Annotated in this window: 18 protein-coding genes; 10 read left to right on the top strand and 8 right to left on the bottom strand. The window is 61.7% G+C overall.

All coding sequences use genetic code 11. From position 1 onward, the window contains the following. Positions 1 to 277: 277 nt before the first annotated feature. From AC0L2Y_RS17040 to AC0L2Y_RS17015, 6 genes are all read left to right on the top strand, one after another. Complete coding sequence (locus AC0L2Y_RS17040; protein WP_473558155.1) at positions 278 to 1,075, top strand: AraC family ligand binding domain-containing protein; 798 nt, start codon at positions 278 to 280, stop codon at positions 1,073 to 1,075. Positions 1,076 to 1,451: 376 nt separating this feature from the next. After that, complete coding sequence (locus AC0L2Y_RS17035; protein ID WP_352455359.1) at positions 1,452 to 1,586, top strand: hypothetical protein; 135 nt, start codon at positions 1,452 to 1,454, stop codon at positions 1,584 to 1,586. Next, complete coding sequence (locus AC0L2Y_RS17030) at positions 1,583 to 2,020, top strand: CBS domain-containing protein (protein ID WP_473557975.1); 438 nt, start codon at positions 1,583 to 1,585, stop codon at positions 2,018 to 2,020. Before AC0L2Y_RS17035 ends, AC0L2Y_RS17030 begins: the two co-directional genes overlap by 4 nt. 115 nt (positions 2,021 to 2,135) lie before the next feature. Further along, positions 2,136 to 3,062 (top strand): NADP-dependent oxidoreductase, encoded by a 927-nt coding sequence (locus tag AC0L2Y_RS17025; RefSeq protein ID WP_352565388.1) that lies wholly within the window; start codon positions 2,136 to 2,138, stop codon positions 3,060 to 3,062. A gap of 318 nt (positions 3,063 to 3,380) precedes the next feature. Beyond that, on the top strand, positions 3,381 to 5,072 hold the full coding sequence (locus AC0L2Y_RS17020) for an FAD-dependent oxidoreductase (RefSeq protein WP_473557973.1): 1,692 nt from the start codon (positions 3,381 to 3,383) through the stop codon (positions 5,070 to 5,072). Continuing rightward, the gene (locus AC0L2Y_RS17015; RefSeq protein WP_036238601.1) at positions 5,069 to 5,380 is read left to right on the top strand and encodes a UBP-type zinc finger domain-containing protein; all 312 of its coding nucleotides are present in this window, start codon (positions 5,069 to 5,071) and stop codon (positions 5,378 to 5,380) included. Before AC0L2Y_RS17020 ends, AC0L2Y_RS17015 begins: the two co-directional genes overlap by 4 nt. Positions 5,381 to 5,400: 20 nt before the next feature. Here AC0L2Y_RS17015 and AC0L2Y_RS17010 read toward each other — a convergent pair whose 3' ends face one another. The 3 genes from AC0L2Y_RS17010 to AC0L2Y_RS17000 form a co-directional block, all read right to left on the bottom strand. Continuing rightward, positions 5,401 to 6,570, bottom strand: coding sequence for a GNAT family N-acetyltransferase (locus AC0L2Y_RS17010; RefSeq protein ID WP_473557970.1), 1,170 nt, complete (start codon positions 6,568 to 6,570; stop codon positions 5,401 to 5,403). Continuing rightward, entirely contained in the window at positions 6,567 to 7,562 is a 996-nt protein-coding gene (locus AC0L2Y_RS17005) for a sterol desaturase family protein (RefSeq protein WP_473557968.1), read from the bottom strand. Before AC0L2Y_RS17005 ends, AC0L2Y_RS17010 begins: the two co-directional genes overlap by 4 nt. Before the next feature lie 237 nt (positions 7,563 to 7,799). After that, a complete protein-coding gene (locus AC0L2Y_RS17000) occupies positions 7,800 to 9,728 on the bottom strand; it encodes a heparinase II/III family protein (protein ID WP_473557966.1) in 1,929 nt (642 codons plus the stop codon). A gap of 116 nt (positions 9,729 to 9,844) precedes the next feature. Here AC0L2Y_RS17000 and AC0L2Y_RS16995 point away from each other — a divergent pair, with 116 nt between their 5' ends. After that, positions 9,845 to 11,086, top strand: coding sequence for a glycoside hydrolase family 5 protein (locus AC0L2Y_RS16995; RefSeq protein WP_473557962.1), 1,242 nt, complete (start codon positions 9,845 to 9,847; stop codon positions 11,084 to 11,086). A gap of 165 nt (positions 11,087 to 11,251) precedes the next feature. After that, positions 11,252 to 13,177, top strand: a complete 1,926-nt coding sequence (gene asnB / locus AC0L2Y_RS16990) for an asparagine synthase (glutamine-hydrolyzing) (RefSeq protein ID WP_473557960.1) — start codon at positions 11,252 to 11,254, stop codon at positions 13,175 to 13,177. Here the strand turns inward: asnB and AC0L2Y_RS16985 are convergent. Then, on the bottom strand, positions 13,151 to 14,269 hold the full coding sequence (locus AC0L2Y_RS16985; RefSeq protein WP_473557957.1) for a glycosyltransferase family 4 protein: 1,119 nt from the start codon (positions 14,267 to 14,269) through the stop codon (positions 13,151 to 13,153). The genes asnB and AC0L2Y_RS16985 overlap by 27 nt on opposite strands. Positions 14,270 to 14,438: 169 nt before the next feature. Here AC0L2Y_RS16985 and AC0L2Y_RS16980 point away from each other — a divergent pair, with 169 nt between their 5' ends. Further along, positions 14,439 to 15,878, top strand: coding sequence for a lipopolysaccharide biosynthesis protein (locus tag AC0L2Y_RS16980; protein ID WP_473557955.1), 1,440 nt, complete (start codon positions 14,439 to 14,441; stop codon positions 15,876 to 15,878). Between the two features lie 44 nt (positions 15,879 to 15,922). Here AC0L2Y_RS16980 and AC0L2Y_RS16975 read toward each other — a convergent pair whose 3' ends face one another. The 3 genes from AC0L2Y_RS16975 to wecB are packed head-to-tail and all read right to left on the bottom strand — an operon-like array spanning position 15,923 to position 19,201. Beyond that, the gene (locus AC0L2Y_RS16975) at positions 15,923 to 16,726 is read right to left on the bottom strand and encodes a WecB/TagA/CpsF family glycosyltransferase (RefSeq protein WP_473557953.1); all 804 of its coding nucleotides are present in this window, start codon (positions 16,724 to 16,726) and stop codon (positions 15,923 to 15,925) included. Continuing rightward, positions 16,723 to 18,054: a UDP-N-acetyl-D-mannosamine dehydrogenase gene (wecC, locus tag AC0L2Y_RS16970; protein ID WP_352489841.1), complete on the bottom strand. Its 1,332-nt coding sequence runs from the start codon at positions 18,052 to 18,054 to the stop codon at positions 16,723 to 16,725. The genes AC0L2Y_RS16975 and wecC overlap by 4 nt, the downstream gene beginning before the upstream one ends. Continuing rightward, positions 18,047 to 19,201 carry a non-hydrolyzing UDP-N-acetylglucosamine 2-epimerase gene (gene wecB, locus AC0L2Y_RS16965; RefSeq protein WP_473557949.1) on the bottom strand — a complete coding sequence of 385 codons (1,155 nt, stop codon included), beginning with the start codon at positions 19,199 to 19,201 and terminating at the stop codon, positions 18,047 to 18,049. Before wecB ends, wecC begins: the two co-directional genes overlap by 8 nt. Before the next feature lie 201 nt (positions 19,202 to 19,402). Between wecB and AC0L2Y_RS16960 the strand changes: the two genes are divergently transcribed. Next, the gene (locus tag AC0L2Y_RS16960; protein ID WP_473557947.1) at positions 19,403 to 20,842 is read left to right on the top strand and encodes a glucosamine inositolphosphorylceramide transferase family protein; all 1,440 of its coding nucleotides are present in this window, start codon (positions 19,403 to 19,405) and stop codon (positions 20,840 to 20,842) included. Between the two features lie 19 nt (positions 20,843 to 20,861). On the opposite strand, the gene AC0L2Y_RS16955 is transcribed toward AC0L2Y_RS16960, so the two are convergent. Continuing rightward, positions 20,862 to 22,139 carry a VpsF family polysaccharide biosynthesis protein gene (locus tag AC0L2Y_RS16955; protein ID WP_352489838.1) on the bottom strand — a complete coding sequence of 426 codons (1,278 nt, stop codon included), beginning with the start codon at positions 22,137 to 22,139 and terminating at the stop codon, positions 20,862 to 20,864. Positions 22,140 to 22,191 lie beyond the last annotated feature (52 nt).

Raw genomic sequence — 22,191 nt, 5'->3', positions numbered from 1 at the left:
AGTCCTCACCTCGACCTGATCGAACGCTAGGGCAAAGGCGGCGAAAAGAAGCCTGGCCCGCCTGCCACGCTATGCAGGCTGGAATCCGGCACTTCCTCCCATCCGCTCTTTGACCGCGGTTTCTTTTGCTTTTCTCTAGGGATTATGCGCCTTATTCGGCACGCGACCAGAGAAGGATTATGCTTTTAGGGGTAATTTTGTGCTGCGGAACTTGATCGACATCGGGCCGGCGGGCAGGACGGTATCGCTGCCGCGCGGGCGCCAGCGCTTACACACCATGCCGACAAGCACCGGCTATGAAGTGCGCGAGAACGAGGTCTACGACTGGGATGGGCGCAAGCGCGGCCAGACGCCGTTTACCGTGCTCCAGCATACGATCAGCGGCGCCGGCCGATTGCGCTACGAGAACCGGAACTACCGCATGCAAAAGGGCGACACCTTGCTGGTTCTCGTGCCGCACAACCACCGTTACTGGCTGGCCAAGGACGAGCGCTGGGAGTTCTTCTGGATATCGATGAACGGCGAGGAGGCACTGCGCATCCACAAGTCGATCCTTGCCGCCGTCGGTCCGGTGCTGCGGCTGCAGCCCTCGACGATCGATCATCTGGCTGATTGCAGTGTGCGCCTGATCACGGGCGCGGTCTCGCCGGGAGCCGCCTCGGCCGTCGCCTATGAAGCAGCCATGGCGCTCTACGATGATGTCTTCGGCTCGCATGCCGTGACCGACGACGAGAGCGCCATGCAGCCGGTCATCGATCACATCAAGGCCAATCTCGACAGGCCGCTCCGCGTCGCAGATCTCGCCGAGATCAGCGGCCTGAGCCGCGCGCATTTCTCGCGCTGCTTCGCCGAGAGCGAGGGACTTCCGCCCGCCGAATTCGTGCTGCAGCAGCGACTGCAGCGCGCGGCGAAGTTGCTGACGAAGGCCGATTTCCTGCCGGTCAAGGAAGTCGCCATCATGTGCGGCTTCGAGGATGCCAATTATTTTTCGAAGGTCTTCCGCCGCCTCTACGGCATCAACCCGACGCAGTTCCGCACCAACGGAATGTATGCCAGCCTGGGAACCGCCCGATAGCCCGATAGATTGGCGCCGCGCTTGGCATCGGGTGCGGGAACGCTTTTGCTTCTCCTCGGTTTAGGACAAGAGAGCCTGCTCGCCGCTGCCGCACCCCGCTCTGGCGGAGATCAGGCCACAGATGTCAGGGGAGTGGTCGATGAGCAATCCCGATCCGAACAACCCGAATCCACTGCCGGACAATCCCAATCCGGAGCCGGCCCGGCCGCCTGCCCCGCCGGAGACTCCGCCGGGAGAACCTCCAGGCATACCCCCGCCCTCGCCGGATCCAATTCCGACGCCGGACCAGGAGCCGATCGGAGTTCCTCCTGGCACGCCTTCCGAAATTCCTTCGAAACCAACTTTTCCCGGGCCGACCGCCTGAAGGGCGGTCGGAGTGGAGGATGGCAAGGGTGATTTCGGCGAAGCGCTCGAAACGGGTCTTGCCATGGAACGTTTTGCGCTGGCGCTCATTCACCCTTCCATCATGGAAACCGGCGGCGGGCCCTGCAACCAAAGGAGGTTAAAATGAAAGTCGGCAACTGCATGACAAAGGACGTCGAGATCGCCAGTCCGCAGCAAACCCTGCGCGATGCGGCAGAAATGATGGGTCGCCTCGACGCCGGCGCAATGCCGGTGGGCGAGAACGATCGGCTTGTCGGCATGGTAACCGATCGCGACATCGCAATCCGCGGCGTCGCCCAAGGCAAGACACCTGACGCCAAGGTACGGGAAGTGATGAGCACCGAGGTCAGGTATTGCTTCGAAGACGAAGACGCAGAGGACGTTCTGCGCAACATGGCTGACCTGAAAGTGCGCCGGTTGCCGGTGCTAAACCGCGACAAGCGCCTGGTCGGCATCGTTTCGCTGGGCGACCTCGCCACCAACAGCGAGACGGTGACAGCCGGTGAAGCGCTAAGCGGCATCTCGCAACCCGGCGGCGAGCATTCGCAAACGATACACTGACGGCGCACCGTCGGCCGGCCTTTGCCACGACCGAACCGCCGGCTGGATAGACGTCGGCCTGCCGGCGAAACTGTTCAGAGGCGAACTGGACTGCAAACCCGACGAGGAGCAAGCCATGATTACTATGAAGGCCGTCCGTATCCACGATTTTGGCGGACCGGAGGTTCTTTCGCTGGACGCGGTTCCGCTGCCCCAGCCGCATGACGACGAGGTCACGCTCAAGGTCTACGCGGCAAGCGTCAATCCCGTCGACTACAAGGTTCGCGAGGGCTCTTCGGGCGCGGATCTGCCCGTCACGCTCGGCCGCGACGTATCCGGCGTGGTGGAACTGTGCGGCACGCGGGCCCATACGCTGAAGAAGGGCGATCCGCTATATGCCATGCTCGGCAACGACCGCGGCGGCAACGCCGAATACGTCGTCGTCAAGGCAACGGAGGCGGCGGCGAAGCCGCAACGCTTAAGCCACGCCGAAGCCGCCGCCGTGCCGCTTGCGGGCCTCACCGCGTGGCAAGGCCTGTTCGATCACGGCGGCCTCAAATCCGGGCAGCGGGTCCTCATCCATGGTGGCGCCGGCGGCGTCGGTCATCTGGCGGTGCAGTTTGCAAAGGCCGCGGGCGCCTTCGTCGCGACGACCGTTTCCGCGCAGGATTTCAATTTCGTCCGCGCGCTTGGCGCCGACCAGGCGGTCGATTACAAGAACCAGCGCTTCGAGGAAGTTGTCGAGGACGTCGACCTCGTCTTCGACCTGGTAGGGGGTGAAACACAGGACCGCTCGTGGGACGTGCTCAAGCCTGGCGGGACGCTCGTCTCAACGCTTTCCGAACCATCGGCGGAGAAGGCCCGCCTGCATCGGGCTCGCGGCGTTTCCTATTTGACCAAGCCGAACGCGGCGCAGCTTGCCGAGATCAGCCGCCTCATCGACGCCGGGAAGGTCAGGCCGTTCGTGCAGGCAATCTATCCTCTCGAGGACGTCGCCAAGGCCGAGGAACGGCTCGAAAAGCAGCACACGCGCGGCAAGATCGTGCTTCAGGTAGCCGCCTAGCGGACGCAGGCCGTTTTCTGCTGTCCAGAAGCCCGGCGGCCGAGAGTTTGACACAGGACGGCGCGCCGGGCCTGGCCGGCTTAGACTGGTGCCGGCTGAAGCAGCATGCGCCGGGTTTGCCGGGATGCGCAAATCAAACAAATCAAGGAGATGCAACGGAGTGTGAGGCACGTCGCGACGACATCGTCGCGCGGGCCGCTGTCAGTTACGGCGAAGCGAAGGGCACAGCGTTTACCGACAGGGGGGCTAGGTTTGTACCGGCCGCAAGCCGCAAAAAAACCGCTTCAAACCGTCGGACACCGGCGATAGGTTCGAACCATGCCTCAGTCCGCCAATCCGACCTCCATTGCCCGTCACGATCAGATGTTTCCAGCGCTGGCTGAGGCGGACCTGGACCGCATGGGCCGTTTCGGCGAAGCCGTGTCCTACGCTGCAGGCGAACAGATCGTCAAAGCCGGCGAGCCGGCGCCCGGTCTGATCGTGGTCCTGTCCGGCAAGGTGGATATCATCCAGGGCGGCAGCTTCGGCCGGCGCGAAACGATCGTCACGCACGGTGCGGGCAATTTCGTCGGCGAGTTGGCGCAGCTTTCAGCCAGGCCCTCACTGGTGGATGTGGAGGCGGTCGAGCCGGTCGAGGCGCTCGTCATCCCATCACAAAGGCTGCGAGAGCTGATGGTGCAGGAAGCAAACCTCGGCGAGCGCATCATGCGGGCGCTGATCCTGCGCCGCGTCGGCCTGCTCGAGAGCGGCACAGCCGGACCGATCATTGTCGGACCGGTCGACAGCGGCGACGTATTGCGGCTGCAAGGTTTTCTGGCCCGAAGCGGTCAGCCGCACCGGGTTCTCGATTCGGCTACCGATCCCTGCGCCAGGACCCTGATCGAACGCTTCCACGTCGATATCCACCATTTGCCGATCGTGCTCTGTCCGAACGGCAAGCTGCTGCTCAATCCCGGAGAAAACGAGCTTGCCCGCTGCATCGGCCTGCTGAGGCCGATCGACTCCGGCAAGCTGTACGACGTGGCCATTGTCGGCGCCGGACCGGCTGGCCTCGCGGCGGCCGTCTATGCGGCTTCCGAAGGGCTGTCGACGATCGTGCTCGATTGCCGTGCCTTTGGCGGACAGGCGGGCGCCTCCTCGCGTATCGAGAACTATCTCGGCTTCCCGACCGGCATTTCGGGAATGGCGCTGATGGCGCGCGCTTACAACCAGGCGCAGAAATTCGGCGTCGAGATGGTGATCCCAGACGAGGCGAAGCTGCTGGGCAGCGCAACCGACACGTCCGGTGCCCACTACACGCTCGCCGTCGGCGGCGGGGAGACCGTGCGGGCACGGTCGGTGGTGATAGCCAGCGGAGCGCGCTATCGCCGTCTTGACATGGCAAACCTGGCGCAATTCGAGGGAACCTCCGTGCATTACTGGGCTTCACCGATCGAAGCGCGGCTTTGCACCGGGCAAGAGGTAGCCCTGGTCGGCGCCGGTAATTCGGCTGGCCAGGCTGCCGTCTATCTGGCGGCGCATGTGAAGAAGGTATGGCTGCTGGCGCGCGGCAGCAGCCTGGATGCGGGCATGTCGCGCTATCTCGTAGAGCGCGTCAGGGCACAGCCGAACATCGAAGTGCTGGCTGAGACGCAGATCACGGCGCTGGAAGGCGACGACGGCAATCTTGGCAAAGTGCGCTGGCGCAACCGCGACACCGAGACTTTGCGTCCGATCCGCCACCTCTTCCTGTTCATTGGCGCCGACCCGAACACCGACTGGCTGGCGCAATGCGGTTTGGCCTTGGACGCGAAGGGCTTCGTTCGCACCGGGCCGGATATTGGCCAGGAACGTGGTGCGCTGGAGACGAACCGCGGCGGCGTATTCGCCATCGGCGACGTGCGCTCCGGCTCGATCAAGCGCGTCGCCGCTGCTGTCGGCGAAGGCGCCCAGGTGGTTGCGGCGCTGCATCAATATCTCGCGCGAAACGGTAGTCTCGCCGTGGCGCCGCAACTGATCAGGAGCGTATGATGGCAGACGAATGCAGGCACGCCGGGGATATTCGCGACGTGACGCCGAGCGCGCTCGGTTGCGAGGAATGCCTGAAGAGCGGTTCGCAATGGGTGCATCTGCGGCTCTGCCGCACATGCGGCCATGTCGGCTGCTGCGACGACTCGCCCAACCGTCATGCCACCAAGCATTTTCGGGCAACCGGCCATCCTGTCATCGAAGGCTACGATCCGCCGGAAGGTTGGGGATGGTGCTACATCGACGAAATCTTCCTCGACCTTGGCGACCGCACCACGCCGCAAAACGGTCCGATACCGCGCTTCATTTGAGCTTTTTTGCCAGCGGGCCGCTACTCCAAGGCTGCTTCGGCTTGAGTGGGCGTACCACGTCCCTCTGGTGCTGCCGATGAACGCTCGCGCATATGCCTGACGGTCTGAAGGACACGATCGGCAAGAGATGCAAGTGCACCCTGTGCCGTGCGCGTCCCGATGACGGATTCCAGCGTAACCGCCTGCGTCGAGAATTTGTGTTTGAACGACTCTGCGCCACAGAGGAAATCGACAGTGCTCAAGCCGTGATCGATTGACCACTTCACGTAATCCATCAACAGGATCACACCCGGCGACGCTCGGCCGAAATCCGGGTCGAACGTCGTCACGAAGGCCATCATCACGTCGTGCTGGACGAAGTTGATCGACACCGCGACCATTACGCCATTGCATTCGAGGACGAAGATATGCAGCACGCCGGCGCGCGCCAACGCGCCGACGAGCGCGGCGAGTACCGGCACGCCCTCTTCGAAGAGGTCTGACTCACGCATGCGCTCGGTCAGCCATTTCCGCTTCAAGGCCGCGAGGCGTTCCAGTACCGGTTGCAGCGGCTCGTCGGGCGCAAGCAGGCGAAATCTCACCTCTCCGGCTTCTTCCAGCGCTTTGATGCCGCGCCGATAGTTCTGGCGCGTCTTTTTCGACTGGTCCGCCAACCATGCCGCTCCGCTTTCCCATTGTCCGGCAACGCGATAGCTGACTTCCGTTCGGTGAAAGTGACGGAGCCTGATGCCGGCGGAAGCTCCCGGCGTGAAAATTTTGCGGGCCGCCGCATCCGGCGAGAGACGACTGATCAAGGCCAGATCGAAGCCACCTGCATCGCAGAGTTGGGTCCACAGCTCCTGCAGCGCCGACAACGAGCATTCCGGAGCGACGAGAATATCCCCATAGTCGGTATAGCTGCCGGCCGCCCATTCGAGAAACCGCAGCCCCCTGCGCCTGCCGATCGCCAGCGGAACGACAGCAACGAGTCTCTCGCCCTTCCAGACCAGGCCGATCCGCAACGCGCGCTGGTCACGGCGTTGTACGGTACTCCACCATGCCGAAATCCAGGCATGGCTTTGAAAGATCAGCCCGTCGGTACGATGCCAAAGCTCCATCCAAGCGGCTTCGACCGCAGCCAGGCGATCCGCCGAACGGACGATTTCCAGGCGCTCCGCGCCTAGGACGTCGATGGAAACAGCGGTGTTCATGAAGGAGAACTGTCCTGTGGCTGCGCGACCACATTGGGCCGTCTGTGAAACAGTCGCATGACATGCCTTGCCATCTTCTTGAGCGGCAGGATGTAGAGCCCAAAGAGCGACTGGTAATCGCGCACGTCGCGGTCGACTAGGCCAAATTTCAGGTCTTCATCCGGCTCCGGGACAAACTGCGTTCCGAACAGGCGATCCCAGAACGAAAAAAGCAGGCCGAAATTCTTATCGTAGTGACGTAGGTCGATGCTGTGATGCACCTGGTGCCAGTGCGGACACAGGATGATGTTGTTCAACGGGCCGAACGAGATCTTGAGATGCGTATGGCGAACAAAATCCATCATCAGGATGTTGCGGATGACATAGACGTTGATGCCGAAGATAGCGACCTCTACCGGATCGAGTGCAATCAGGCTCCAGATGCCGAAGCAGATGCCCGGGATGACGCCATCCCACATACGGTTCATCAGATCGTCTAGCGGATGAACCCGGTCCTTGGTGATCCCCACCATCACTTCGGCCGAATGATGTACCTTGTGCAATTCCCACAGGAACGGGAAGCGGTGCTGGGCGACGTGGTAGAGGTAGTATGAAATATCATAGGCGACCAGCATGGTTGCGGTGAAGATGACGATCGTCACCGGTCCCGCCGGGCCGCCGAGAAGCGGCGCGTGGATGTTAAGGAGCCAGCCAATTGCCTCGCGTGTGCCATAGCCCACCGCGACGACGAAGGTGACGCCGGCAGGAATGAGCAGGAAAGGCATCATCGCTCGTTTCGTGATCCAGAACAGGGCGTCGGCTCGCGCCGACGGGTGCAGGATGACTTCCTGTGGGAAGGCGAAGTCGAAAAAGTCCCTGAGGGACTTATGTTCGGCAGTTCGCCAGTAGGCGATCACCGCGCTGCCCAGAGCGGTTAGGAGAAGCAGGCCGAGCGTGGTCAGATTGACGTTCGAAAGCTTTTCCACAATCGCTCGGACAAATTCGGAAAACATCGTTGCAGCGGCTCCTGGTCGTAAGAAGGCAGTCTGGGGTCGTAAGAAGGCGATCTGGCGAATAGCAAAGCACAAAATTCCCGCCAAACTCGCAACGCCGCCTGCAACCAGTGGCTGTTGCGGACGCAGCGGGCAAAGCAGGCTGGATGGTGCGAGACTAACAGATCAACGGTAACGAAACCGCTAAATGTCCAAACGTAATTAATGTCGAATACGGCTGGAACTCGCCCGGCAACTCTACGTTGGCGGCGGTTTTTGCCGTTGCGGCGGGTGAATTGGGGCAAGATGGATATCGATCCCGGCTTCGCCCACTTCACCGTGCCAGGCGAGGCGTTCGGCTTGCTGCCTGGTGCCAAAACGCAGCGAAACCCAACCGCCTTGGCCCGGCATGTCACCGCCGGCGCCGATATCGAGCGCAGCATCAGGAAAGCGGATGGCCAACAGTGCCTCGTCGCCGCGCAATACCGTGACCGTCTTTTCGTGCCGGTCGGCATGGAGGCCGGCGGCCAGTTGGAAGACGATCTCGGACTGGCGCCTGCCGCCAAGCAGTTGGTCGGTGATGAGGATGCCATCGGCCCGGCGCGCCAAAGTGCGCTGATGCACGACGCCGAAGCGGCTTCGATAGCCGTCATGCCGGGCGCTCAGCCTCCAGTGCATCCCCGGCTTGCTCTCCGCCAGCGCTGCGACTGCCTTGTGCGACCAGTTGAAATTTCCAGCGATGGTGCTCTGGCTCTTGCCCTCGATGTTCAGCGTGTTGTGCGCCGGTGTGGAGCGGAACCAGTCGCGCCATGCGCCTCCCGAACCGTAGAGCCAGGTGCCGGGATCGACCAGCACCGGCTCACCGTCGATGCACAGGGTGAGCGACAGCGCGTCGGCATGGCCGTGCGCCGCTATCGAGAGATAGCCGAGCGGTCCATGATCGAACGTCAGTTCGACATTGCGGCCATTCATTGCTCCGCGCCAGACGGAGAGCCCGCCTTGCGTGAATGTCTGCAAGCCATGCACCGCGGGCGTCGGGCCCGACGGCGCACCAAAGAAAAGCGAACGAAAATCGTCGGGCTCCGGCGCGTTGCCCGGCGTCCCCAGTAAGCCGTGGATGGCGGCCGCGACGGATCGGACATAGTTCGGCTCGTCGCCCAGCTTCAGCACATGGCCCTCATCGTCGTCGCCGAAGCGGGCGGCTTTCTGTGGCAGCCAGCCGACGAAATTGGCGAAGGCGCCCAGACGCGCTTCGACGGCCGAGGGAAACGGCGTTCCTGCCTGGCGTGCCGCTGCGGCGCACAGCAAGATGAGTTCGGCGCTGAAAGCTGCATAGGTCGGCGTTTGCTCGGCACCGGCGCCGTCGGCAAGAATCTGCTTCTGCGTCTCATTCAAGAGGGCGCCGCGGGCGATTTCGGATCCGGCCCCGAGCGCCAGGCCGACCAGATATTCGCCAGCCAACTCTGCGACGAGATGATTGTTGGCGGAGGAATATCGCGACGGAAACCGCGGCAGCCAATAGGCGCTTGCCGCGAGTATCTCACCGGCTTTCCGCAGCGTCGCCGGGTCAAGCCGGTCACCGACAAGGTCAAGGGTGACGATCAGGCTGATGGCTCGCAGCGCTACTTCGATGCCGGAAGCCCAGCCAATGCCTCGGAACGGCGGATTGGCGGAATGCCAGCTGCCGATTGCCGCCTCGATGGCACTCCGGGATCGATTGTCCTCGCTGAGGAGCAGATGTGCAGCCAGTACTGGCAATTGCTGCAGCCGGTTGATCTCCCAGACATATTTTATATCGCCAAGGTCGCCGCCATCGCGAAAATCAATATCGAAAGTATGAGCCTCGGGGCCAGGCCAAAGCCTGCCGGTCATCGGATCAAGACGCCAAAGCTCAGCAGGAAACAAAAGATCGGGCTCACGCTTTGGCCATGTCCGCCCGAGTGCCGAAAACCGGCCGTGAAGCATCTCTTGCGCGGCCGCCGCTATGGCTTGCCGTTGAGCGTCGGTCGCTGCCAGCGCAGCATGGCGAAATCCGGGCAGCACCGGGTGCAACTGCGGCGATGGATAGCGCTCCCACCCATCATCGCGGCGGCGCGACGCGATCCTTCGACGTTGCTCGCCCAGCCGGTGCAGCACCTCGGCCGGTCCCATGCTGCGCAATCGGTTGATGTACCAGCCGATTCTCATGCACGCCCCGTCAACGTTTCGGTCCTTGTATACCATGCCGTCGAAAAGCTGCGGGCCGGCAATCTTCTTTCCCGTTCGTTGCGGTTAATATCTCCCGCGAGCATGCGGAGGGAGCGATGCAAAAAGCGGTGTATGTTGTTGCCTGGGTGCTCGCCTTGCTTGTCGCTGCCGACGCAGCGCCCATCCCTCTCAAGCGCGGCGTTGGCGTGCATCAGTGGCTCAACTGGTCGCCGGTGGACAAAGATGGAACCTACGTTTGGCCGCCCTATCGCAGCGAAAAGGAGTGGCTTGCGGAAAGCAGGCCGCTCACCGACTGGCCGGCCGGGGAGGTGTTTGCCCACATCCGATCGATGGGCTTCGACTTCGTCCGGCTGAGCGTCGATCCCGGCCCGCTGCTTGCCAGCGGGGACGCCAAGCGGCAGCAGGCGCTGGACATACTTGCCGCCGCCGTCGAGCGGATCACGTCGACCGGCCTCAAGGTGGTTTTCGACCTGCATGGCGTCACTCAGGTTCCCGACTACAGCATGGAGATGATCTATGGCGGCGCCGACAGCGAGGGTGTCGCCCGCTATCGTCAAATGGTTGTGGCGGTCGCCGCCATGCTGGTCAAGATAGGCACCGACAAAGTCGCCCTCGAACCTTACAACGAGCCCGCATACTACCCTTGCGATGCGAGCGGCAGCGATGACTGGCAGCGGATCATGGCAGGGACCGTCCACGACATTCGAGCGGTCAGCAGCGAACTTACCATCGTTGCAACCGGCGCCTGCGGCGGCAGCATTGCCGGATTGGTCAACCTCAGCCCCAGCTTTGATGACCCAAACCTCTATTACAGCTTCCATATGTATGAGCCGCACAGCTTCACCCACCAGCGGCCCGATGACACAATCAGCTTTGCTTCGGGACTTCCCTGGCCGGCCGACAGCAGTACACCCGAAGTGGTGACCGAAACCCTTAGAGCGCGGATGGAAGCTGCCGGCTTGAGCCGGGTCGAGCAGATGATGAACATGGCCACCGCGCGCCAAGCAATCGCGAAATATTTCGAGCAGAACTGGGGCCAGAGCCAACTGGAGGCGAGCTTTCGCCAGGCTGTCGACTGGGCTGAAGGCCATGGCATTCCCAGCCGGCGGCTTTTCATGGGCGAATTCGGCGCTATCCTCATGTCCGCGGACGGCCGCATGGGCGCCTTTGAGGCCGACCGTTCTCGCTATCTCAAGGCAGTGCGCCGAGAGGCCGAACGCTTCGCGATCCCATGGTCTGTCTGGGAGTTCTCCAATCCCTATGGGATGAGCCTCATCCCGCCCGATGGTCCCCCGGTTCCCGACCCCGAGATGCTGCAGGTATTGGGCCTGCCATAGGTGCCGTCACTCGCCCTCACCAGCGAACAACCGGTCGCAACCCCTGACCGCCAGGCTCGATCGAGGAACGGCCTGGGGCAGCTTTCTCCCGGTCGGGTTGTATTGGCACGAAGTGTTTAACACATTTGTTGTACTGAAGTGAGGAATGCGCGCCTAGGGGGAACAATGTGTGGAATTGCCGGATGGATCGGTCGAAGGGCTAAAAATCCACAAGAGCGGGCCGCCAGAATGTCAAACGCATTGCGGCATCGCGGGCCCGATGCCGAAGGCACCGAGATACTGGACCTGAATACCGGCGAGCAACAATTGGCATTGGTCCATCGCCGCCTGGCGATCATTGACTTGGCGCCTGAGTCGAACCAGCCGATGCAGATTGAGGACGGTCGTCTCAAAATAACTTTCAACGGCGAGATATATAACTACATCGAGCTGCGCCAGGAACTGATCGGCCTTGGCCATCATTTTCGAACGCGCTCCGATACCGAGGTGCTGCTCCGAGCCTACGATCAGTGGCACTTGTCCATGTTCGACCGGCTGAGCGGCATGTTCGCCTTTGCACTCTGGGATGCTCAGAGGCAGGAATTGATCCTCGCCCGGGATCCCTTCGGGGAAAAGCCGCTTTACCTCATGCAAAGCGAAAAATTGCTGCTGTTTGCCTCGGAGATCAACGCATTGTTGTCGTCGCAGCAAGATGCGCAGCAACTCGATCTGGATGCTGTGCACGAGTATCTGAACTGGCGTTATGTGCCGGGACCACGCACGCTTTTTAAACAGATCCGCAAGCTCAATCCCGGAAGCTATGCCGTCTGGTCGCAAGGGGTAGTCAAGGAAACGCGCTATTATACGCCTCCGGACCAGGCGGCCCTGACCGAGCGGATCGACGAAAAAACCGCCAAGCGGCGATTTCTGGAACTGCTCGACCATTCCGTCGAGATCAGGATGCGCAGCGATGCACCTTTTGGTGCCTTTCTCTCAGGAGGGCTCGACTCCTCGGCTATCGTCGCGCTGATGGCCAGGCACAGCGCCACACCTATTCGCACGTTTTCCGTCGGGTTCGACGACGCAGCCTATAGCGAACTTGCATTCGCCCGGCGCGTTGCCGATCATTTCAAGACCGATCATTGCGAACTTGTCATCCAGCCAGGCGATCTGATGGATCACCTGCCGGCGATGGTTCGCCAACGCGGCGCACCTGTTTCGCAAAGCAGCGATATTCCAATTTACCTGATGTCGGAGCGCGCCTCCCAGGACGTCAAGATGGTGCTCAGCGGAGAAGGAGCCGACGAGATTCTCGGCGGCTATCCCAAGCATCGCGCGGAATCACTGGCCGGGATCTACCAGTCGCTTGTTCCAGCCTCGCTGCACGATTATGTCCTTTCCCCTTTGGTACGCGCCATGCCGGGCGCGTCGGCCAAGGTCGATACGTTTGCCCGCACCGCGGGCGAAAGGGACTTTGCCGCCCGGATGGTCTCCTGGTTTGGAGCCGTTTCGGCGCAGCAGGGCGCTTGCCTGATCGGTGCGTCCGCAAATCGCCGTTATGAGCGCAACGACTTTCCGTTCTCGTCAAGCGCCACGGCTTCCCATCTTCGCCGCGTGCTGTTTTTCGATCAGACATCGTGGCTGCCTGACAATCTCCTGGAACGAGGCGATCACATGATGATGGCCGGTTCGATCGAAGGGAGAATGCCGTTCCTCGATCGCGACCTAGTTTCGTTCGTCAGCAAATTGCCCGATCGCTACAGGCTGGGTTGGTTGCACAGCAAGCAGATCCTGCGCGACAGCATGGCCAATATCCTCCCGGAGGAAATTCTCAGCCGCCGCAAGGTCGGGTTCAAGGTACCGGTCGCCGAATGGTTTCGCGGATCGATGAGGAACTACGTGCATGACCATCTTTGCTCGCCTCACTCCGTCATTCGCAGCTATCTGAGTCCGAAACAGCTTGATCAAATCGTCTCGGAACACACCACGCGTGCTGCCGACCACGAAAAGCTGATATGGGCGCTGTTGAATTTGGAGATATTCCACCGCGAATTCAGGCTCGAAGCGCCGCCGCGATCGTCGGCCTCAGCGCTTGACCGGTTGACGGCTTGACGCCGCCGACCGCCAGACATCGCAGATTGCGCCGACAAACGGGGCGAGCTCAAGCCGTTCCCGATGCACGGCCATGGCACCGGCACCAAGCCTTGCCCTCAGTGCCGGGTTCTCCGCGAGGCGGCTCAGCGCCTCGGTCAACGCAGTAACATCGCCTGGCGGCACCAGCAGCCCGGATTGCCCGTCGGTGATTATGTCTTCGACCGCGCCAACCGGGGTCGCCACCACCGCCAAACCGGCTGCCATGCCTTCGATCACCGACATCGGCAGATTTTCGGCGAAGGAGGGAAGAACCAGAATATCGGCCGACGAGATCAGCGATGCGACATCGTCAGGTCCCACCCAACCCGGAAAGGCGATCCTGTCTGCAATCCCCAGCGCGGCTGACTTTGCCCGTGCCGCCTCGACTTCGCCATCGCCGGCAATCGTGGCGCGCCAATTCTTGACAGAGCTCATGCTGTGCAGTGCCTCCAGCAATTGCGGTACGCCTTTGCGGTCGCCGATGCGGCCCAGGAACAGGATATGCACATGGTCGCCGCCGCCGACATGCGCCAGCGACGGGACTTCGGTCGCATTGGGCACGATCACGATATTGCCGGCTGCGCCCGGCGCCCGGCTGGCGACGAAATCGCGCCAAAGCCTGCCCAAAACGATCACCCGATCGGCATGCTCGAACAGGGCTTTGATACGGCGGCTTATGAAACCGCGGTCGGCTTTCCAGAATGTCTGATACTGCGCCCCGTGCAGATGCAGGACATAAGGTATCGACAGCAGCCGTGCGCAGGAGGCGATCACCATCTTGCGGTAGGTGCTGCCGGAAACTGAGATGTTGATATGAATGACATCGGCGCGTCCAGCCAGACGTGCTTTAAGCATCCGTAAGCAAAAGCCGAGCATATAGAAGATCGAAAGTCCGACATGCCCCGGGCCACGGCTGGCAAGGAAGCACACATCGATGTCGGCGATTTCTTGCCGTTCGAACTCCTGCTTCAACGCCCCCATGATGCGGTCGATGCCGCCTTGCCCCGAAACGCCCGACGGCGTCGCGACCAGGACATGTATTTTTCGATCGGATATGAGGCGCTGCAACATGATGGTACTCTAAATAACACAGACCGGGTAACTGCAAAGCAAACGTTCCCGATAAGGTTTACGGTAAATCTTTTAGTTCAAACTGAATCTGTTCACCCTTCGCCGTCGTCGCGCTGGATTTTCCGCCAGTCGGCGGCTAGTCGAAGGTGAGTTTTCCAGGGACACGCCCTTGCTGCTCCGTTCCACGCTCATTTATGCTCCGGCGATCCTGCTGACGCGAATTTCGGCGCTGCTCCTGCTGGTCGTCGTGACGCGTTTGATCGACCAGACCGAGTACGGCCTGCTCACCCTGGTGGTGACCGTCGGTGAAATGACCGACATTGCCGTCACCAACTGGCTGCGCATCGCCTTGCTCAGGCTGGGCGGCAAGGGCGAAGTCAGCCGCGGCAGCCTGATGCTAGCCGGGCAGGTGTTGCTTGCCACGACGGCACTGGCGCTGGTCATATCGGTAGGCGCGTCTGCGGTGATCGTGCCTGAACGCTGGGTCGAGTTCGCGATCGCGGTCTGCGGCTATCTGGTCGCCGGGTCCATCAGCCGCTTCGCCTTGACCGTGCTGCAGATGCAGCAGCGCCATTCGGTCTATTCGATGCTAGAAGCCCTGCGTGCCCTGCTGCAACTCGCATTGCCGATCGGCGCCATCCTTGTCTTTCAGGATAGCTTTCTGACGGTATCGCTCGGCTCGAGCCTCGGCGCCTTGATTGCCGGCATCGTGGCGGGCACCATGGCATCGCGACGGCTCGTTACCGGTCCGCCGCGCTTCACCCACAGGGACTTCTTTGCGCTCGGTGTGCCGCTGATCATCATGGCGCTGGTAGGCTTCGGGCTCAACAGCGCGGAGCGTCTGTTCCTCAAGATCTATTACGACGCCAGCGCTGTGGCGATCTTCGCCGCAGCCTATGCGCTGGCCCGCCAGCCGATCGACATGGTCGCCAACGCCATCAACATGGGCGCCTTTCCCGAGGTGGTCAGCCGGTTCGACGAGGATGGGCCCGCGGCGTCGGGCCGGCTGCTGTCGCAACTGATGGCGCTGATGATGCGGCTTTGCCTGCCGATTGCAGCGATGCTGGTCGCGCTCAGCAGCGATATCACCGAGCTCATGCTGCCTTCGCAATATCACGGCCGCTTCGGCCTGCTGTTTCCGATCATTGCCTTCAGCGTGCTGTGCGCCAACCTCACCAGCTTCGTCTACGGCGTCGTGGTGCACGCGCACAAGCGGCCGTGGCTGCTGATCATCGCCAATCTCTTCGGCTCGGTGGCAACAATCGCATTATCCCTGCTGTTGATCCCCCCGATGGCGGAGATCGGCGCCGCTTTGGCGCTTGCGGGCGGCTCGGTGGTGGGCTCCATAACCTGCATCATCATCAGCGAGCGGCTTACGCCGGTGCCGGTGCCGTGGCGCGACATCGGTGTTTCGGTGATCATCTCGCTCAGCACGGGGGTGGCCGCCAAGCTTGCCAGCATGGTGGCCGGCGACGTGCCGGCAATCTTCTCTCTTATCGCCGGCGGCACTGCCGGCGCTGCGGTTTTCTTCGGGCTGACCTCGTTGTTCCACCCCGTGGCAGCGACGCAATTCGTCGCGCAGCTGCGGGCGCGGCTACGGATCGCGTAAAGCGAAGTCCAGGGCCAACGCCTGTTTTGTGGGGGAATGCGAAACTATAAACCGGCGTTTCGGCGCCAGCGACGCTCCCAGAACTCCCGGCACAGCAGTCCCGCATAGGCAGTGTTCGTGTCGTAGTAGCGGCGCCACAAGCGTCGCGGCTCCTGGACGACGCGGAACAGCCACTCCAGTCCGGCCGCTTGTATCAGCTTCGGCGCACGGGCAACCTTGCCGCCATAGACGTCGAAACTGCCGCCCACGCCCATCACGAAGCTTGAGGCGAGTTCATCGCGGTAGCGTTTGAGAAAGCGTTCCTTGCGCGGTGTCGGCATGGCCACCAGCAGGCAGTCGGCATCCGAGGCGTTGATCGCCGCGACGATTCCGGCCTCGTCCTCCGGCTTGAAATAGCCGTTGCGCATTCCCGCTATGCAGAGGCTCGGATGGTCCCTGGCAAGTCTCGATACAACCGCGTCGAGAACGTGCTGTTCGGCCCCCAGCAGATACGGCCTGAATCCACGCTTCGCGCAGAGGCTCAGCAGATTGATCATGATGTCGACGCCCGCCACCCGCTCGGGCAGCGCGACGCCGCACAGACGTGCACCCCAAAGCACGCCAATGCCGTCGACATTGACCACGTCCGCCCCGGCCACGTCCTCGCGCAATTCGGCATTCTGGCGCATGGTCACCAGCTTGGCGACGTTCACGACCACATGATGCAGCGGCCGTCGCAGCGTCATCGCCTCGTCGGCGATAGCCAGCGTCTCTGCCATAGTCAGCGCATGGATAGGTGCGCCAAGGAACTCCCGGCGCCGTGACGCCAATAGGGTATGCTGCGCCCATGCCGGGGCGTGCGCGTTCATGCAGCCTGCTCCCTTGCAAGCGTCACTTGTGCGACCTCTGGTTTCTTGCCTTCGATGCGGGCGTCGGGCTTGCGTGCCTTGCGCCACGTCCACAGACCCCGCGTATCGACGAGCTTCTTGTCCTTGAGCGCTTCGGGGTCGACCAGATTGAATTGCCGATGATCGACCAGGAGGACGACGATATCGGACCTGTCGATGGCCGAAAGTGCGTCGGTGAACACGATGCCCCTGCCCTCGAGCTCATGCGGCAGCGAATTTGTGTTGGGTTCAGCCGCAATGATCTTCACATTGGGGATATCGGACAGAAGCTTCACCACCTCGACGGCCGGGCTCTCGCGCAAGTCGTCGATGTTGGCTTTGAAGCTGAGGCCAAGACAGGCGATCGTCTGTTTGCGGGAGGGGTCGAGCAAGGCCTCGATATCCCTGACCACCGACATGGGCCGCTCGGAATTGATCCGGCGTGCCGAAGCCATCAGCCGCGTGCTGTTGGGTGCGGCGTCGATAATAAAATATGGATCGACCGCAATGCAGTGACCGCCAACGCCCGGGCTCGGCTGGAGGATGTTCACGCGAGGGTGTCGATTGGCGAGATCGATCACTTCCCATACATTGAGCGACAGGTCCTGACACACGGCGGCAAGCTCGTTGGCAAAGGCGATGTTGACGTCGCGGAACGCGTTCTCCGTCAGTTTCACCAGCTCGGCACTTTCGGCCGTTGTCATGAACAGGTCGCCGGTGACGAAGGTCGAATAGAGTGCCGCGGTCCGTTCGGACGATTTGCGGGACAATCCGCCGATCGAGCGATCGTTGTTGATCAGCTCGGTCAGCACCTTTCCCGGCAGCACGCGCTCGGGCGAATAGGCGACCAGCACATCGGCGTCTTCGCCATGCTGGACAGGAAATTTGAGATCAGGCCGCAGCTCGGCAAGCAGCCCGGTCATGATACGCGTAGTTCCCACCGGCGATGTCGATTCCAACACCACAAGGTCTCCCCGCTTCAGCACCGGGGCGATGCTTCGTGCCGCCGCGAGCACGTAGGTCACGTCCGGCTTATGGTCGTGGGTCATCGGGGTCGGCACGGCGATGATATAGGCGTCCGCCGGCTGTGGCGTGCTGTAGGCCATGAGCTTGCCGTTCGCCACGACCTTCTGGATCAGGCCGTCGAGGTCCGGCTCGACGATGTGGATTTCACCGCGGTTGACCTTCTCGACCACCGCTCCGTTGACATCGACGCCAATGACATTGAGCCCGCGGCTGGCGAAAATGGCGCAGGTCGGCAGGCCGATATAGCCCATGCCGATTACGGAAACGGTCTTGATTTCAGCCATGATGCAGCAGTTCCTCAACAATCCGGTTACTGGCCCGGCCATCGCCATATGGGTTGTGTCGTTCCGCCATGCCGCGATAGGCAGCCTGATCGTCGAGCAGGCGATTGGCGTTGAACAGGATTTTCTCGACATCGGTGCCGACAAGACGGGCGGTGCCGGCCACGACCCCCTCGGGTCGCTCGGTATTTTCGCGCATCACCAGCACCGGCTTGCCGAGCGACGGCGCTTCTTCCTGCACGCCGCCGCTATCGGTAAGCACCAGATAGCTCTGCTTCTGCAGGTACAGGAAGGGCAGATAGTCCTGCGGCTCGACCAGATGGATGTTCGGCACGCCTTCCAGCTCTGCGTTGACCACCGAGCGCACATTGGGGTTTGGATGGACAGGGTAGACGATCTGCACGTCTCCGCGCGCCGCCAATCCCTTCAACGCCGTACAGATGCGCTGGATACCGCCGTCGAAATTCTCGCGGCGATGGCCGGTGACGAGGATCATTTTCTTGGAAGGATCGAGGAACGGGAAGCGGGCAGCGAGCTTCGCGTTCATCAGCCTGTCGGCATCGATCGCGCTTGAAAAGTGCAACAGCGTGTCGATCACCGTGTTACCGGTCACGAAGATGGTGCTTTCGGCCTTTCCTTCGGCGATGAGGTTGTCGCGAGCCTGAACGGTCGGCGCAAAATGCCAGGTGGCGATGTCGCCGGCAATCTTGCGGTTCAGTTCTTCAGGAAACGGCGAGTTGATGTTGTGGCTGCGCAATCCTGCTTCGACATGAGCGACCGGGATACGCTTGTAGAAGGCAGCCAGAGCCGCGGCCATTGCCGTGGTGGTGTCGCCCTGTACCATGACGATATCGGGCTTCGCCTTGTCCAGCACCTCGGCCATGCCCAGGAGCACGCGCGAGGTCACATCGAACAGCGACTGGCCGGGTTGCATGATGTTGAGATCGTGATGCACAGGCAGGCCGGTCAGCTCGACAACCTGGTCGACCATTTCACGATGCTGGGCGGTGATGCATATTTCGGTGATGAAGCCTGAATGAGCAAGGGCCGCACGCGCCACTGGAAAGCATTTGAGTGCCTCCGGCCTCGTGCCGAACACGATCAGCAGTTTCTGCCTGGACGGCAGTTTTGGACGTGAAAGGACGTTCATTGCTGATCCTGGTCGCCTGCAGCCTTCGGGACATGCCGACTATTGCCCGCAAGAGCCATAATAGCGCCGGGAAGCGCCTTCGTGATCTCAATTCTTAATATATGATTAATAACCAAGGCCGCGTTCTCCCGGCTTAACTCTTGTGAAAGGTTGGGCTGACAAGTGTTCTATGGCAGTAGTCTTGAAAAAGAATATATTGGATTGGCTAATATTTTAATCATCGGCCACGCCGACGCATCCCGGCGCTGGGAAAATGAGCTTCTGGCGCGGTTGAGTGTGGCTGGACATGCGGTTTCGAGTTGCCGCGCGCCGGCGCCTGAACCCAATGCGCGCATGATGGATAATGTGCTGGCGCTCGAGGGCCGGCGCTTCGGCCCCTCATTGGCGAGCCGTTCCGAGCCGTTGCCGTCCGGCGACACCGGCCCAGTCGATCTTATAGTCGATCTCACCGCTACCGCCGCACGACGGGGCACGCCTGTCCTGACGCTCGAATTTTGCGGCCACAGCAGCCTTGCCGCGGGCATGACCGAGATGCTGGCGAGCGGGCGTTTGCCAGAACTCACCGCGCGCCTCGACGGCGTTGCCGTCGCCAGGGCGCGGCCGATGATCAGCGATCGGCTCTGGCTGTCCCGAACCAGCAACGACCTGCTCGCCGGCGCCATCTCCCTGATTGCCCAATGTGTCGCCCGATTCTCCACGGGCAAACTTGCGCCGATTGCCGAGAGCCCGGCGCCGCCCCTGCAGAAAGGCGGATTTATCAGGTACTATCTGCCCTTTTTCGGCAGGGGGTTGGTCGACCGCGCCGTGCAAAAACTGCGACGTGGCCGGCGCCCCTTCTATTGGCAGGTTGCTTACCGGCTGATCGATGGTCCAGGCGTCGCCGAAACCGGACAGCTGGATGGCAAGCCCTTCACCGTGCTTGCCGATGACGGACAGCGATTCTACGCCGATCCGTTCGTTCTCGAACGCGATGGCCGCCACTATCTTTTTGTCGAGGAGTTTCCTTACGCCACCGGCCGCGGGGTGATTTCTGTCGCGGAACTTGGCACCGACGGCACTTTCGGCGTCCCGAAAATGGTGCTGGAGGAAGCGCATCACCTGTCATATCCGCAGGTGTTCGCTCACTCCGGTGAGATATTCATGATCCCTGAAAGCGCTACGGCGCGCGAACTGGTGCTCTACCGTGCCGTGCAGTTTCCGGATCGCTGGGTACGCGATACGGTGCTGATCGCGGACAGGGACTTCAACGACGCCACGCTGCTCGAATCCGACGGCCGCTTCTGGCTGTTGGGGACTGAGCGGTTCGGTCACGGTAGCGCGTCCGACACAATGGCCGTCTATTCCGCCCCGGCATTGCGTGGGCCGTGGGCTGCGCACGCGCTCAATCCGGTCGCCGTCGATCACTCGGCCACTCGGCCTGGCGGCGCCTTTATCCGCCGGGAGGGCTCGCTGCTGCCGGTGCAAAACGGCTCGAGAGCCTATGGTGGCGGCCTCGGCTTGATGCGGCTGGATCGGCTTGACGATTTCGACGTCCGTTTCGAACTGCCCCGCCCAATCGACCCCGGGCCGGCATGGGCTCGGTCCGGCATTCACACGCTCAACCGCGCGGGCCGTGTCGAGGTCGTGGACAGCGCCGGCTGAGCGGATCCGAGGCCCGTGCTTAACGGATCTCAGTCGGCTTCAATGCAGCGACCGAAGACTGGTCCCTGTAGGCAAGCAGCAACACCACGATGATCGTCATGTCCGGCGTTTTTGACGAAAGCGCGTTGTTCGACAGCGCGGCAAGCAAGAACGTTATGGTGCCGATCCATGCGGGCAGCGGCGCCCCGCGCAGCAGCCGGAAGACAAACCAGAATATCAGCGCTGTAAACAGCAGGGCTATGGGCAGGCCGAAGAGCAAGATAATTACCACAGGCGCGCTTTCGATGTAGGGCAGATGCAGCTTCTGCCTGACGATCGCCAGCAGGTCGTCAACGTTCATGCCGAACAGGATGTCGTTCCAGCTGACCAGTCCGAATACCTGGTAAATGGTCACCCGGGCCATGAAGTTTTCGTCGAAGATGGTGTTGCTGAACCGATTCAGCAGACCGCCCGCAAACAGTACAGCTACGAGCACCGCGCCACCGGCGACGGTGAACATCAGTACGAAAAATTTGGCCTGCCGCTCGTATTTGAGCGATAGGCCTGGCCAGGGCACGAACAGTAGCAGAATGAGAATTTCCGCCGTGGCGAGCATCAGCGCAGCGCGAGCGCCTGACGCAGCGCAACCGATGAACAACAGGAAGATCGCCATCACCCGCATCCAGATGCGCCAGTGCGTCAGCGGCACGAATCCAATGCTTGTGGCGCAGAGCGCGCCCAGTGCCAGCGGATGGGACGACAGGCCAGTTGGCCTGAATTGCAGTTCGTTCAAGCCATAGGGCAACAACCGATGTTGAGTCACCGCCTCGATGGTGCCGATGACAGCGCTCAGGACCGCCATTCCAAGCACGACGTCTCCCAACGCCCGCCGCACCTCTGCATTCAATGCCAGCATCAACAGGCCTGTGGCGCCGGCCACCAGATAGGTATCGATGATGAAGCCGGAGGAGCCCGCACGGCCGGTAACGAACAGATAAGGCACCAGCGCGAACATCAGCACCGAATAGCGGATCAACGCCTTGAATATTCCAATTTCATCGCCGTGCAGCAGAAACGGTCGGCTGAAAAGAACGATAGGAAGCAGCAGGATGATCGCATAGGTGCCGAAATGCAGCTTTTCGTAGAACGAGCCTCCCTGGGCCGTATAGTCGACGACCATGTTCATCACCTGCGGCGACACCGTAAAGCGAAGCAGGAGCGCGAACGCCGCGCACAGGAAAAACAGCAGCGACAGCGCGTTCTGACGGCGCGCTCGACTGGACAACACTCGTTCCGAAGCGGCAGCGGGATAGCTCATGGCCCATCCAAATGGCGATATTCGAACGGCATTCTGGGCAACGAAATCCCTT

The sequence above is a fragment of the Mesorhizobium sp. WSM4830 genome (genome assembly GCF_055811495.1).
The sequence above is the reverse complement of the archived record's forward strand: the minus strand, read 5'-3'. Positions and strand labels throughout refer to the sequence as shown.

Coding starts and splice junctions, on each gene's coding strand:
- AC0L2Y_RS16985 (WP_473557957.1), bottom strand. CDS start 14,269: ATGTTGCAGCGCCTCATATCCGATCGAAAAATACATGTCCTGGTCGCG.
- wecB (WP_473557949.1), bottom strand. CDS start 19,201: ATGAACGTCCTTTCACGTCCAAAACTGCCGTCCAGGCAGAAACTGCTG.
- AC0L2Y_RS16955 (WP_352489838.1), bottom strand. CDS start 22,139: ATGAGCTATCCCGCTGCCGCTTCGGAACGAGTGTTGTCCAGTCGAGCG.
- AC0L2Y_RS17030 (WP_473557975.1), top strand. CDS start 1,583: ATGAAAGTCGGCAACTGCATGACAAAGGACGTCGAGATCGCCAGTCCG.
- AC0L2Y_RS17040 (WP_473558155.1), top strand. CDS start 278: ATGCCGACAAGCACCGGCTATGAAGTGCGCGAGAACGAGGTCTACGAC.
- AC0L2Y_RS17015 (WP_036238601.1), top strand. CDS start 5,069: ATGATGGCAGACGAATGCAGGCACGCCGGGGATATTCGCGACGTGACG.
- AC0L2Y_RS16995 (WP_473557962.1), top strand. CDS start 9,845: ATGCAAAAAGCGGTGTATGTTGTTGCCTGGGTGCTCGCCTTGCTTGTC.
- AC0L2Y_RS17025 (WP_352565388.1), top strand. CDS start 2,136: ATGATTACTATGAAGGCCGTCCGTATCCACGATTTTGGCGGACCGGAG.
- asnB (WP_473557960.1), top strand. CDS start 11,252: ATGTGTGGAATTGCCGGATGGATCGGTCGAAGGGCTAAAAATCCACAA.
- AC0L2Y_RS17000 (WP_473557966.1), bottom strand. CDS start 9,728: ATGAGAATCGGCTGGTACATCAACCGATTGCGCAGCATGGGACCGGCC.
- AC0L2Y_RS17010 (WP_473557970.1), bottom strand. CDS start 6,570: ATGAACACCGCTGTTTCCATCGACGTCCTAGGCGCGGAGCGCCTGGAA.
- AC0L2Y_RS17020 (WP_473557973.1), top strand. CDS start 3,381: ATGCCTCAGTCCGCCAATCCGACCTCCATTGCCCGTCACGATCAGATG.
- AC0L2Y_RS17005 (WP_473557968.1), bottom strand. CDS start 7,562: ATGTTTTCCGAATTTGTCCGAGCGATTGTGGAAAAGCTTTCGAACGTC.
- AC0L2Y_RS16975 (WP_473557953.1), bottom strand. CDS start 16,726: ATGAACGCGCACGCCCCGGCATGGGCGCAGCATACCCTATTGGCGTCA.
- wecC (WP_352489841.1), bottom strand. CDS start 18,054: ATGGCTGAAATCAAGACCGTTTCCGTAATCGGCATGGGCTATATCGGC.